The 12,879-nt window shown below is 61.0% G+C and carries 10 protein-coding genes; 1 reads left to right on the top strand and 9 read right to left on the bottom strand.

Annotated features, from left to right (window positions below; genetic code table 11):
• Positions 1-294: 294 nt before the first annotated feature.
• Positions 295-981, bottom strand: coding sequence for an aquaporin Z (gene aqpZ / locus AB4Z52_RS03485; RefSeq protein ID WP_442216488.1), 687 nt, complete (start codon positions 979-981; stop codon positions 295-297).
• Between the two features lie 299 nt (positions 982-1,280).
• On the opposite strand from aqpZ, the gene AB4Z52_RS03480 reads away from it, so the two are divergent.
• A complete protein-coding gene (locus AB4Z52_RS03480; protein ID WP_442216487.1) occupies positions 1,281-2,585 on the top strand; it encodes an MFS transporter in 1,305 nt (434 codons plus the stop codon).
• An 83-nt stretch (positions 2,586-2,668) separates the two neighbouring features.
• On the opposite strand, the gene murB is transcribed toward AB4Z52_RS03480, so the two are convergent.
• The 8 genes from murB to AB4Z52_RS03440 form a co-directional block, all read right to left on the bottom strand.
• Complete coding sequence (gene murB / locus AB4Z52_RS03475; protein ID WP_442216486.1) at positions 2,669-3,643, bottom strand: UDP-N-acetylmuramate dehydrogenase; 975 nt, start codon at positions 3,641-3,643, stop codon at positions 2,669-2,671.
• Positions 3,640-5,055, bottom strand: a complete 1,416-nt coding sequence (murC, locus tag AB4Z52_RS03470; RefSeq protein WP_442216485.1) for a UDP-N-acetylmuramate--L-alanine ligase — start codon at positions 5,053-5,055, stop codon at positions 3,640-3,642. Before murC ends, murB begins: the two co-directional genes overlap by 4 nt.
• Entirely contained in the window at positions 5,052-6,176 is a 1,125-nt protein-coding gene (gene murG / locus AB4Z52_RS03465; RefSeq protein WP_442216484.1) for an undecaprenyldiphospho-muramoylpentapeptide beta-N-acetylglucosaminyltransferase, read from the bottom strand. The genes murC and murG overlap by 4 nt, the downstream gene beginning before the upstream one ends.
• 4 nt (positions 6,177-6,180) lie before the next feature.
• Complete coding sequence (ftsW, locus tag AB4Z52_RS03460; RefSeq protein WP_442216483.1) at positions 6,181-7,335, bottom strand: putative lipid II flippase FtsW; 1,155 nt, start codon at positions 7,333-7,335, stop codon at positions 6,181-6,183.
• Position 7,336: 1 nt separating this feature from the next.
• Positions 7,337-8,749, bottom strand: a complete 1,413-nt coding sequence (gene murD, locus AB4Z52_RS03455) for a UDP-N-acetylmuramoyl-L-alanine--D-glutamate ligase (protein WP_442216482.1) — start codon at positions 8,747-8,749, stop codon at positions 7,337-7,339.
• A gap of 7 nt (positions 8,750-8,756) precedes the next feature.
• On the bottom strand, positions 8,757-9,857 hold the full coding sequence (gene mraY / locus AB4Z52_RS03450) for a phospho-N-acetylmuramoyl-pentapeptide-transferase (protein WP_442216481.1): 1,101 nt from the start codon (positions 9,855-9,857) through the stop codon (positions 8,757-8,759).
• Between the two features lie 111 nt (positions 9,858-9,968).
• Positions 9,969-11,411: a UDP-N-acetylmuramoylalanyl-D-glutamyl-2,6-diaminopimelate--D-alanyl-D-alanine ligase gene (locus AB4Z52_RS03445; RefSeq protein ID WP_442216480.1), complete on the bottom strand. Its 1,443-nt coding sequence runs from the start codon at positions 11,409-11,411 to the stop codon at positions 9,969-9,971.
• Positions 11,408-12,871: a UDP-N-acetylmuramoyl-L-alanyl-D-glutamate--2,6-diaminopimelate ligase gene (locus AB4Z52_RS03440; protein WP_442216479.1), complete on the bottom strand. Its 1,464-nt coding sequence runs from the start codon at positions 12,869-12,871 to the stop codon at positions 11,408-11,410. Before AB4Z52_RS03440 ends, AB4Z52_RS03445 begins: the two co-directional genes overlap by 4 nt.
• Positions 12,872-12,879: the final 8 nt, after the last annotated feature.

Raw genomic sequence — 12,879 nt, 5'->3', positions numbered from 1 at the left:
CAAATAACCAACAGCCCTATGACCGCACGCTTGCGCGGAGCTATTTTCCAAAGAATCCTGCCGCGTCCCAATGAAGGCATTACAACGCGATTATGGTTAATGAAGTGTTTACTTTGGTTAACCGGCGTCAGGTTTCGGAATGGAAAAACTCCGTCGAATCAAATCGACCTGCAGAATTGTCTCTTGGAATCAGAGAGTTGAAGCGGGATCAAGACCTTTTCTTAATTTCTTAAGAAGCAAAGACCCGCGCAGATGAGCCTGCGCGGGTCTTTGATACAAATTGGACGAATTGGATCAGGCCTCTTCGCCGAAACCCTTCCAGATGATTCCGCCGAGTGCGCCGCCGACCAGAGGCGCGAGCCAGAACAGCCATAGCTGCTGCAGGGCCCAGCCGCCAACGAACAGGGCCTGCCCCGTCGAACGGGCCGGATTGACCGACGTGTTCGTCACGGGGATGGAGATCAGATGGATCAGCGTCAGCGCCAGGCCGATTGCAAGCGGCGCAAACCCAGCCGGCACCCGGCCGCTGGTCGATCCGAGGATGACGATCAGGAAGAAGGCGGTGAGCACCACTTCGATGACCAACGCCGATACCAATGAATAGCCGCCCGGCGAATGCTCGCCATAGCCGTTTGCGGCAAATCCGCCGAGCTCGAAGCCCGCCTTGCCGCTCGCAACCAAATAAAGCACCGCCGCCGCCGCGATCGCGCCCACGACCTGCGTGACGATGTATGGGACAAGGCTCGAAGCCGGAAATTTGCCGGCGACCGTAAGACCGAGCGAAACTGCCGGATTGAAGTGTCCACCGGAAATGCCGCCGACGGCATAGGCCATCGTCAGCACTGTCAATCCAAACGCCAGTGCGACGCCCGCAAAGCCGATCCCAAGATCTGGGAAGCCAGCTGCGAGGACGGCACTGCCGCATCCGCCAAAGACAAGCCAGAATGTTCCAAGAAATTCTGCGATAAGTTTTTTCTGCACAGTCGCCTCCAACAGCGTTCACAACCAGAGCGCTCAATTGGTGTCTACTGCAAACTGAGTCTCGTCAAGAGCGTCTGGAATAGGCGAATGCATCGAAATATGCGGCTTGCACTGCGATGATCGGCGGTTCGCAAATATGATGAAATGCGTAATTCAAGACTTGGACAGGAAAGGTTGGGTGCGTTGCAGCATCGATTTTCGTCGAAAAGTTGCCGCTTTTGCGTTTCCGCTGAACGAGAATTGCGCTAATGACCGCTTATTCGCTAGGCAAACAGATCGAATTCAGGATTGGTAAGATAATGACTAACGCGATAACAGAGCTATCGCCGGCCCCCTCGTCGTCGAATAACGCTGCGCTCAATTCACCGGCGCGCGTGCTGCTCGCAAGCCTCATCGGCACAACCATCGAATTCTTCGATTTCTACGTCTATGCGACCGCCGCCGTGCTGGTCTTTCCGACGCTGTTCTTCCCGACCAGCGATCCGACCTCCGCCATTCTCCAGTCCTTCGCCACCTTCTCGATCGCCTTTTTCGCCCGTCCGATCGGCGCAATCGTCTTTGGACATTTCGGTGACAGGATAGGCCGCAAGGTCACGCTGGTCGCAGCCCTTATGACCATGGGCGTCTCCACCGTATTGATCGGCTTCCTGCCCTCCTATGCTTCGATCGGCGTTGCCGCTCCGTTGCTTCTGGCCCTTTGCCGCTTTGGCCAGGGCTTCGGGTTGGGCGGCGAATGGGGCGGCGCCGTGCTTCTCGCCACCGAGAACGCGCCGGAAGGCAAGCGCTCCTGGTACGGCATGTTCCCGCAGCTCGGCGCACCGATCGGCCTGTTCCTGTCTTCGGGCGTCTTCTGGATGCTGCTGCACTTCATCTCGCAGGAAGACTTTATTACCTGGGGTTGGCGCGTCCCGTTCATTGCCTCCATCGCACTGATCGGCATCGGCCTCTGGGTGCGGCTGTCGATCACGGAAACGCCGGAGTTTCGCAAGGCGATCGAAAAGCAGGAGCGCGTCGCCGTGCCCGTTGCCGAGATTTTCCGCAACCACAAGCGAAGCCTGGTGCTCGGCACCTTCGTCGCCCTTGCCACTTTCGTGCTCTTCTATATCGGCACGGCCTATCTGCTTTCCTACAACGTCAAGGTCCTGAAGATCAGCTTCCTCGACGCGCTTCTCGTGCAGATCGTCGCTTCGGTCTTTTTCGGGATTTTCATTCCGATCGCCGGCAAGCTTTCCGATCGCTTCGGCCGGCGCATCGTCCTGGTCACGACGACGATCGCCATCATCGCGTTCTCCTTTCTTCTGCCTGCTCTGCTGAGCGGGGGGATTTTTGAAGTCTACGTATTCGCCGCGCTCGGAATGGCGCTGATGGGCATGACCTACGGTCCGATCGGCACGGCACTCGCGGCCCCCTTCCCGACCGCCGTGCGCTATACGGGAGCATCGATCACGTTCAACTTCGCCGGCATCTTCGGCGCGTCCCTTGCCCCCTACATCGCCACCTGGCTCGCCTCGACCTATGGGCTTGCCTATGTCGGCTACTACATGGCGATCGCAGCGCTGATCACACTTGTCTGCATTCTGCTATCGGGCAACGAGGAAATCTGACCCTTCAGGATATCGATAAAAGGGCCGCGGCAAAATCTGCCGCGGCCCTTTTTATGCAATACAGTGTCTCTGGAGACGGATCGTTAGTCGGAGGTTACGCCTTGAAACGGCCGAACCTCGCGGCCGGGCATGAAGACGCCGAGCCTCTTGATCTCCCACTCGAGCTTGATCCCCGAATGCTCGAACACTTCGCGGCGAACCTGCTCGCCCAGATATTCGAGATCGTAGCCGGTTGCCTGACCCATGTTGATCATGAAGTTGCAGTGAAGCGACGACATCTGCGCCCCGCCGATGACAAGTCCGCGGCAGCCGGCTTCGTCGATCACCTTCCATGCGGAATGGCCATCGGGGTTCTTGAATGTTGAACCGCCGGTCTTTTCGCGGATCGGCTGCACGGTCTCGCGGTGGTTTCGCACCGCGTCCATCTCGGCACGGATCTTCGCACGATCTTCCGGATAGCCCTCGAACACCACCTCGGTGAAGATCAGGTCTTCGGCTGCCACGGAATGGCGATAGGTGTAGCCCATCTCGGCATTAGAGAGCACATGCTTGTTGCCCTTGCGGTCGACCGCATGAACCTCGATCAGCCGGTCGCGGGTCTCCGCGCCGTTTGCCCCGGCATTCATGCGCGCGGCACCGCCAATGGCGCCCGGAATGCCGTAATAAAAGTGAAAGCCGCCGATGCCGTTGTCCATCGCCATGGCGGCGACGTGTTTGTCCGGGCAAATTGCGCCGGCCCTGATACGGTTCTCGCCGACCAGCTCGACAGCGCCGAATCCCTTGGCCGACAGCCTGAGGACAATGCCGGGAATGCCTCCGTCGCGCACCAGGATGTTCGAGCCGACCCCGACCACGGTCAGCGGCACTTCGTCAGGCAATATCTTAAGGAATGCAATCAGATCGTCGAGATCGTGCGGCTGGAACATCAGCTCCGCCAGCCCGCCGGCGCGGAACCATGTCACACGGTCCATCGGAGCATCCGGTGTCAGTCTACCCCTGATGTCCTTGACGCCCTCACCGAGCGAAGCAAGTAGTTTTTCTCCATTTACCTGTTTCATGCGGACTTACCCGAGAGACCTTCCAATTCCTTTGGCAACGCTGCTGCCCAATAGGTTATGCTGCCAGCCCCTAACAAAACCACAAAATCGCCCGGCCTTGCAATCTCTTGCACCACGCCTGCCAGATCCTCCGGCGCGCGGAGATAGCGCGCATCGCGATGGCCGCCGGCCTTGATGCGCGAAACCAGCGCCTCGGAATCTACACCCTCGATCGGCTCTTCGCCCGCTGAATAGACAGGAGCGAGTAAAATACTGTCGGCATCGTTGAAGCAGGTGGCGAATTCTTCAAACAAACTGGAAAGCCGTGTGAAGCGATGCGGCTGGTGAACTGCGATGATCCGGCCGGAGCAGGCCTCGCGCGCGGCCCGCAGCACGGCTTTGATCTCGACGGGGTGATGCCCGTAGTCATCGAATATCTTGACGCCATTCCATTCGCCGGTGAGCGTGAAGCGCCGCTTGACGCCGCCGAAGGAGGCAAGGCCTCTTGCAATATCCTCGTTGGATATACCGAGACGATTGGCAACCGCGATGGCGGCGACCGCGTTGGAGATATTGTGCCGGCCCGGCATCGGCATGACCAAATCCTTGATCTCGATGATCTGGCCCGTGCGCCGGCGACGAATCTCGATATCGAACAACGAGCGCGTACCGTCGATGCGCACGTTCATGAAACGAACGTCGGCCTGTGGGTTCTCGCCATAGGTGATGACCTTGCGGTCCTCGATGCGGCCGACCAGAGCCTGCACCTCGGGATGATCGAGGCAAAGGACGCCAAAGCCGTAAAACGGCACGTTTTCGACGAACTGGCGGAATGCCGCCCGAACCGCGTCGAAATTGCCATAGTGGTCGAGATGTTCCGGGTCGATATTGGTAATGACAGCGACGTCGGCGGGGAGCTTCAGAAACGTGCCGTCCGATTCGTCGGCCTCCACCACCATCCATTCGCCGGCACCCATGCGCGCGTTGGTGCCATAGGCATTGATGATGCCGCCGTTGATGACGGTCGGGTCGAGCCCGCCGGCCTCGAGCAGCGTCGCCACCAACGAAGTCGTGGTTGTCTTGCCATGTGTGCCGCCAATCGCAATCGCATTGCGGAAGCGCATGAGTTCGGCCAGCATCTCGGCACGGCGGACGACCGGCAGCAGCTTTTCGCGCGCGGCAATCAGCTCCGGATTGCTCTTCTTGATCGCGGTCGAAACCACCACGACTTCGGCATCACCGAGATTCTCCGCCCGGTGGCCGATATGGACCTCGATGCCCTTTTCCCGTAGGCGCTGAACGTTGGCGCTTTCCGACTGGTCCGAGCCCTGGACGCGGTGGCCGAGGTTATGCAGGACCTCGGCGATGCCGCTCATCCCGATGCCGCCGATGCCGATGAAATGAACAAGGCCTATCGCCTTCGGCAGCTTCATGCGCCTGCCCCCTTGAATTCCGCAATTGAACGTTTGCCCGCAATAGCCTCAACCATGTCCGCAAGCAAGTTTGCCGCGTCCGGCTTGCCGGAAAGCTTCGCTGCCGCCGCCATCGCCGCGAGCTTGTCCGGATGCGTCATCGCACCGCGAAGGATGGTCGATAGCTTCTCGGCCGAAAGCTCCGATTGGGCGATGACCTTGGCGCCGCCGGCTGCAGCGAGCGACGCCGCATTGGCTGCCTGGTCGTGATCGAGCGCATAAGGATACGGCACGAGGATGGCCGGCCGGCCGATAACGGAAATCTCGGAAACGGTCGAAGCGCCGGAGCGGCAGATGACGAGATGAGCAGCGCCCATCCGCTCGGCCATGTCATTGAAGAACGGCGCGATGTCGGCGCCCATTTCCAGGTGCACGACGCAGTTCTGGACGGTTTCCATGTCTTCGGGGCGAACCTGCTGGGTGATCCTCAGGCGCTTGCGCAATGCATCTTCCAGTAGGCTGACGGCCGTTGGAATGGCCTTCGAGAAATATTGCGCGCCCTGGCTGCCGCCGAAGACAACCAAATTGAACGGGTTGTCCAAGCCCGATGGCACATAGGGTATCTTGGCCGCCTCTATGACCGCCGGACGTACAGGGTTGCCCGTCGTCACGGTTTTCTCGGCAAAGGCTCCGCCATCTTCCGGCAGAAAGCCGCCGGCTATCGCTTGGACGCGGCCGGCAAGCGCCTTGTTGGCGCGGCCCATGACGGCGTTCTGCTCGTGGATCATCGTCGGAACGCCCATGCGGGTCGCGGCAAGCAAAGGCGGCACGGTCGGATAGCCGCCGAAGCCGACGACGCAGAGCGGCCTTATATTGCGTATGAGCTTGCGGGCAGCCCGCATGCCAGTCCACAGCGTCCAAAGTGAGCGAGCCACCTTGATCGGATTCTTCGAGCCGATCGTTGCCGAGGGGACGACATGGATCTCGTCGGCCGGAAACTTGCCGGCATAGCGCTCCGCACGTCTGTCGGTGACCAGATGCACCGAATAGCCGCGATCCTTCAGCTTGTAGGCAAGCGCCTCGGCCGGAAAGACGTGGCCGCCGGTACCGCCCGCGGCGAGCAGGATAATGCCCTTGGTCATGGCGTCACTCCGCTGCAACGCCGTGAGTGACGCGGAACAGGCTGCGTTCCTGTGCCCGTTTTTCCGGACGGTGGCGCGTCAGCGCCAGAATGAAGCCTGCAGTCACGCATATGGCGATCATCGACGAACCACCATAGGAAATCAATGGCAGCGTCATGCCCTTGGCCGGCAGGAGCTGCAGGTTTACGCCGACATTGATGATCGACTGTATGCCGATCTGCAGGACCAGCCCGGCGACGGCAAAACGGTTGAAGTCGTTCTTTTCCCGATAGGCGTGCGACAGGCCGCGCAGCACCAGCACCGCAAATATCGCCACCAGCGCCATGCAGAAGACGATGCCGAACTCTTCAGCGGCGACCGAGAAGATGAAGTCGGTATGCGCGTCGGGGATGATGCGCTTGATGATGCCCTCGCCCGGCCCGACACCGAACCAGTCCCCGCGCACAATCGCTTCACGGGCCGTGTCGACCTGGAACGTATCGCCTTCGCCGGTCAGGAACCGGTCCACGCGGCCCGCCACGTGCGGAAAGGCGTAATAGGCCGTAACGAACCCCCCAGCACCAAGCCCGCCGAGTATCGTGATCCAGAGCCAGGGCATACCGGCCATGAAGAACATGCCAGCCCAGACCGCCGTAGTCAGGATAGTCTGGCCAAGGTCGGGCTGTGCGACAAGCAAGGCTGCGACGATGCCGAAGAGGATGATGGCGAAGAGATTGCCCGGGATTTCAGGCTGGCGCGCATGTTCGGCGAAGAGCCATGCGCAGACGACGACGAAGGCCGGCTTCATGAACTCAGACGGCTGGATCGAGAGGCTGGCAATATTGACCCAGCGCCGCGAACCTTTGACCTCGACGCCGAAGAACAGCGCGAAGAGCATCATCGCAAGCGCGACGATCAGGATGATCACCGCCGTCCGCCGCACCTGCCGGGGGGTCAGGAACGAGATGCCGATCATCGTCGCCAGCGCCGGAATGAGAAAGGCCGCGTGACGCTTGACGAAGTGGAAGGGCTCGAGCCCGATGCGCTCGGCCACCGCCGGTGATCCGGCAAAGGACAGCATGAAGCCGATACCCATCAACAGGATGAATATCGCCAGGAAAAATCGATCGATCGTCCAGAACCAATCGGCCAAGGCCCCACGTTCTACGCGGCTTACCATGTCATTTGCCTCCTGTTGCTGAACCGATCAGCATGGTGATCCCGTCAAGTGCTGCAACCTGGGCGACGAACGCATCGCCGCGAACTTCAAAGTTCTTGTACTGGTCGAAGCTTGCGCAAGCCGGTGACAGCATCACGACCGAGGCGCCCTTCTCATCTTTTTCAGCGTCAGCGGCGGCATGGGCCACTGCCTGATCTAGCGTCCCCGATATCTCGTAGGGAACCGCCTCGCCGAGGGTCGCTGCAAATGCTGGCGCCGCCTCGCCGATCAGGTACGCCTTGACGATGTGCGGAAATAAGGGGGCCAGCGTCGTGATGCCGCCCTCTTTCGGCAGTCCGCCGGCGACCCAGTAGATGCGATCGTAGCTCGACAAGGCAGGTGCTGCCGCATCGGCATTGGTCGCCTTGCTGTCATTGACGAAGACGACTTTCCCGCGCCGGCCGACCGGCTGCATACGATGCTTGAGGCCTGGAAATGACGCGAGGCCGGCCCTGATTTCATCAGGCGAGAGCCCGACGGCGAGGCAGGCGGCGATCGCGGCTGCAGCGTTTTGCGCATTGTGGCCGCCGCGCAGCGTCTGGATGCCGTCGAGATCGGCGATGGTGGAAGTCATGGCGCCGATAGCCCGCACGATCCGGCTGCCCTCGGCATAAAGACCGTCGGCGAGCACATGCCGGCGGGAAATCCTCGTGACCTTTCGGCCCGCCCGTTCGACGCGATCGGCAATCAGGGCCGAAAAGCTGTCATCGACGCCGATGATGGCAACACCGCTGCCGGCGACCAGCCGTTCCTTGATGTCGGCATAGTGCTGCATCGTACCATGCCGATCGAGATGGTCGGGCGTCAGGTTGAGGAGAATGCCAGCGGAAGGATTGAGGGTCGGCGCAAGGTCGATCTGATAGGAGGAGCATTCGACGACGTAATAGCGCGCCGACTTCGGCGGATCGAGCGTCAGGATGGCTGTGCCGATATTGCCGCCGAGCTGCGTGTCCCGTCCGCCCGATTTGAGGATATGCGCAATCAACGCCGTCGTCGTCGATTTGCCGTTGGTGCCTGTGATGGCAATGAAAGGGCAACCGGGGGCATGTGCCCGGCGTTCGCGCACGAAAAGCTCGACGTCGCCGATGATATCCACACCGGCAGAGCGGGCAAGATCGACCGTCCAGTGTGGTTTCGGATGCGTCAACGGCACGCCCGGCGACAGCACGAATACTGAGCACGCATTCCAGTCGATCGTCCTGAGGTCGGCGGTATGGATCCCCTCGGCCGAAGCCTTCGTCACGCTGTCGGGATTGTCGTCCCAGGCGGTGACATCGGCGCCACCCAGGATCAACGCCCGGGCGGTCGCAAAGCCCGAGCCGCCGAGCCCGAACAGTGCGACTTTCTTTCCCTTGAGCGTGGTGACCGGGATCATTGTCGTCTCACCGCAGTTTCAGCGTTGAAAGGCCGACCATCGCCAGCACGACGGCAATGATCCAGAACCGGATAACCACCTGGCTCTCGGTCCAGCCCTTCTTCTCGAAGTGGTGGTGGATCGGCGCCATCAGGAAAACCCTACGCCCGGTCAGCTTGAAGAAGCCGACCTGGATAATGACCGACAGCGTCTCGATCACGAACAGCCCGCCGATGATCGCCATGACGATCTCGTGCTTGGTGGCGACGGCGACAGTGCCGATCATTCCACCGAGCGCGAGAGAACCGGTATCGCCCATGAAGATAGCGGCCGGCGGCGCGTTGAACCAGAGGAAGCCAAGGCCGGCGCCGATCATCGCGCCGAGCACGACGGAAAGCTCGCCGGTGCCGGGCACGAAGTTGATCTGCAGGTAGTTTGCAAAGACGACGTTGCCCGCGAGATAGGCGATGACCCCGAAGGAGGCCGCGGCGATCATGACCGGGACGATGGCAAGACCATCGAGGCCGTCGGTCAGGTTCACTGAGTTTCCCGCCGCCACGATGACGAAACCGCCGAACAGCACGAAGAACAGGCCGAGATTGATCATGAAGTCTTTGAAGAAGGGGAAGGCGATCGACGAACCGAAGGTCGATCCAGCCGGTCCGGACATGAGCGCCGAGCGCATCATGAAGTAGACTGCAATGCAGGCGATCAGGAATTCGATTCCAAGCCGCGCCCGGCCGGAAAAGCCCTTGTCGCTCTGCTTGGTGACCTTCAGATAGTCGTCATAGAAGCCGATGGCGCCAAAGCCGAGCGTCACCAGCAGCACAGCGACGACGTAAACGCTGGAAAGGTCGGCCCACAGCAGGCAGGACCCGACAACGCCGGCGATGATCATCAGCCCGCCCATGGTCGGCGTGCCCGCCTTCTTGAAATGCGTCTGTGGACCGTCGGCCCGGATCGGCTGACCCTTGCCCTGGCGCAGGCGGAGCGAGGAGATGATCGTCGGGCCAAACAGGAAGACGATCAACGCCGACGTAAAAAGCGCGCCACCGGTGCGGAACGTGATGTACCTGAACAGGTTGAAGAATTTCACATGCTCCGACAGGTCGACAAGCCAGATCAGCATCCATAGCCCTTTCTAGGGTCAAACTTCAGTGGGACATGATCGGGAAAGATGCAGAGGCTGCTTTCGGATCATGCCAATTGGTAGCGAGCGTAATGACGACATGAAAATGAGTCACCTTGCTCCAGAACGAGGCCCCGTGTCGGAAAATGCGGCAAATTTGTCAAGCAAGGCCGCGACGATCTTCCCAAACCCAGTTCCAAGCGACGATTTCACCATCAGCACATCGCCGGCAGCAACCGTTTCTACAACGAACGCAGCCAGATCCTCGGTCTTCTCGCGATATTCGACGTGCACGCTGTCCGGCAGCGAATCTCTCAGCGCCACCATTTCCGGGCCGGCGAGCCAAACATGCTCGATGCCGGCTGCAAGCAGCGGCCCTGCAAGGTCGGCGTGAACCTTCTGCGAATGGTCGCCCATTTCCAGCATGTCGCCGAGGACGGCGATGCGGCGCGTGCGGCTGTCGGAGGCGCTGGCGGCAAGCAACGAGATCGCCGCCCGCATCGAGGCCGGGTTGGCGTTGTAGCTCTCGTCGATCAACGTGAAATAAGATGTGCCGAGCGACAGCTTGTGGCGCTTGCCCCTGCCCTTTTCTGGCTGCAGGGTCGACAGCGCCTCGATCGCCTTGTCGAGGTCGGCGCCCACCAGCGTTACTGCACCAAGCACGGCAAGCGCGTTTTCCGCAATATGCCGCCCAGGCGCACCGATGGCGATCTCGAACGTCTCGCCGCCGATCGTCAGCCAGAGCGCCGAATTCTCTTCCGACCCGTTGAACTCGGCGAGCCGGAAATCCGCCTTGGGATGCTGGCCGAACGTGTGAATATTCTCCACGCCCGATGCCTGGGCGGCGCGATCGAGGAAATTGAATTGGTCGCTGTCGCGGTTGAGGATCGCGTGGCCGCCGGGAACAAGCCCTTCGAAGATCTCGGCCTTGGCCGTGGCGATCTCCTTGATGCTTTTGAAATTGCCGAGGTGGGCAGCCGCGATCGTCGTGATGATCGCCACATGCGGCTGCACCATCTTGACCAGCGGCCGGATCTCGTCGGGATGGTTCATCCCGACTTCGAATATGCCGAAGTCCGTATCCTGAGGCATCCGCGCCAGCGTCAGGGGAACGCCCCAGTGATTGTTGAAGGACGCGACGGACGCATGCACCTTGCCAGATGGCGCGAGCACATGACGCAGCATCTCCTTGGTGGTGGTCTTGCCGACCGACCCCGTCACCGCGATGATCTTCGCCTCGGTGCGCGCTCGCGCCGCCACGCCGAGCTTGGCCAGGGCCGCGAGCACATCCTCGACAACGATCATCGGAACCGTCAACCGCCCCATGGCCGGAAGCCTGGATTCGTTGACAACCAGCAGCGCCGCACCGCTCGCCATCGCCATGCTGGCATAGTCATGGCCGTCGACGCGGTCGCCCTTGATGGCGAAGAAGGCTTCACCGGGACCGATGGACCGGCTGTCGATGGAAATGCCGGTGATGCCTTCCGGCGGCGCGCCGAACGGCCGGCCTGCCATCGCGGCAATCATGTCGTCCGTTGTCCAAAGCCAGGTCAAGACTTGCACTCCTCCAAAGCTTTACGCACTTCCGCATGATCCGAGAATGGCAGGGTGGCGCTGCCGATGGTCTGGCCTTCTTCATGCCCCTTGCCCGCAACGATCAACGTGTCTCCGGATTTCAACATGCCGACGGCCTCGCGGATCGCAGCCGCGCGATCGCTGATCTCGGTGGCGCAGGCTGCAGCTGCCATGATCTCCGACCGGATCGTTGCCGGATCTTCCGATCGCGGATTGTCGTCGGTGACAATGACGATATCGGCAAGACGGCATGCGATCTCGCCCATGATCGGACGCTTGCCGCGATCACGGTCGCCGCCGCAACCAAAGACGGTGATGACGCGTCCCGTCGTGAAGGGCCTGACGGAGGTCAGAACATTCTCCAGAGCGTCCGGCTTGTGGGCATAATCAACATAGGCGAGCGCACCGTCCCTGGTGTGGCCGACAAGCTCAAGCCGCCCGGGCGCGCCCTGCAATTTTTCGAGCGCCGCCACGGCAACGGGCGCTGCAACGCCGGTCAAGATCGCAAGACCGGCGGCCACCAGCGCATTGGCAATCTGAAAATCGCCGGCGAGCGGAATATGCACTTCGAAGATGTCCTGACCGATATGAACCTCGGCCACCTGCTTGTGGCGGAAATGCTCCACGCGCTTCAGGGTCAGGAAATTGCCCTTGCGGCCGACGGTCCTGACGTCGTGTCCGGCAGCGGTTGCGACTGAGATTGCCTGCTGCGACCAGGCGTCATCGGCAAAGATGACAGCCGGCGAGCCCTTCGGCAACAACGTCTCGAACAGCCGCATCTTGGCAGCCATATAGGCCTCCACCGTCGGATGGTAATCCATGTGGTCGCGGCCGAGATTGGTGAACGCCGCAGCCGAAAGTCTGACGCCGTCGAGCCGGAACTGATCGAGCCCGTGGCTGGAGGCTTCCATGGCGGCATGGGTGACGCCCTCATCGGCCAGTTCGGCAAGAAGCTGATGCAGCGAAACCGGGTCAGGCGTCGTCAGCGAACCATAGTCGTTTCTCCCTGGAGAGACGACGCCCGTGGTGCCGATCATCGCTGCCGGGTGTCCGGCAAAGGCCCAGATCTGGCGAGTGAACGACGCGACCGAGGTCTTGCCGGCGGTGCCGGTGACGGCAACCATCGTTTCGGGTTGCCTGCCGTAGAAATTCGCTGCCGCAAGTGACAAAAGTCGGCGGGGCTCCGATACAGGGAGAACAGGCACATCGCCTGCCTGAGCGGCATGCCCGGCAAAGATCACCGAAGCGCCACGAGCAGCGGCATCGGCGATGAAGGTGGCGCCGTCTGCCTTGGTGCCGGCGACGGCGACGAAGGCCATTCCAGGCGTGATCTTGCGGCTGTCGGCGGAAAGACCTGAGACGTCAAGGTCACCAAGCGTCCCGTCGATATATCCGTTGAGGTCCGGAAATCCGTTTCCGGTGATGTCCCGCAATTTCATCGCGTCTA

This window comes from Rhizobium sp. 2YAF20, assembly GCF_052114685.1.
Lineage (GTDB): Bacteria > Pseudomonadota > Alphaproteobacteria > Rhizobiales > Rhizobiaceae > Rhizobium.
This window is presented reverse-complemented; position numbering and strand designations above follow the sequence as displayed.

Coding starts and splice junctions, on each gene's coding strand:
- AB4Z52_RS03480 (WP_442216487.1), top strand. CDS start 1,281: ATGACTAACGCGATAACAGAGCTATCGCCGGCCCCCTCGTCGTCGAAT.
- murB (WP_442216486.1), bottom strand. CDS start 3,643: ATGAAACAGGTAAATGGAGAAAAACTACTTGCTTCGCTCGGTGAGGGC.
- murC (WP_442216485.1), bottom strand. CDS start 5,055: ATGAAGCTGCCGAAGGCGATAGGCCTTGTTCATTTCATCGGCATCGGC.
- murG (WP_442216484.1), bottom strand. CDS start 6,176: ATGACCAAGGGCATTATCCTGCTCGCCGCGGGCGGTACCGGCGGCCAC.
- ftsW (WP_442216483.1), bottom strand. CDS start 7,335: ATGGTAAGCCGCGTAGAACGTGGGGCCTTGGCCGATTGGTTCTGGACG.
- murD (WP_442216482.1), bottom strand. CDS start 8,749: ATGATCCCGGTCACCACGCTCAAGGGAAAGAAAGTCGCACTGTTCGGG.
- mraY (WP_442216481.1), bottom strand. CDS start 9,857: ATGCTGATCTGGCTTGTCGACCTGTCGGAGCATGTGAAATTCTTCAAC.
- AB4Z52_RS03440 (WP_442216479.1), bottom strand. CDS start 12,871: ATGAAATTGCGGGACATCACCGGAAACGGATTTCCGGACCTCAACGGA.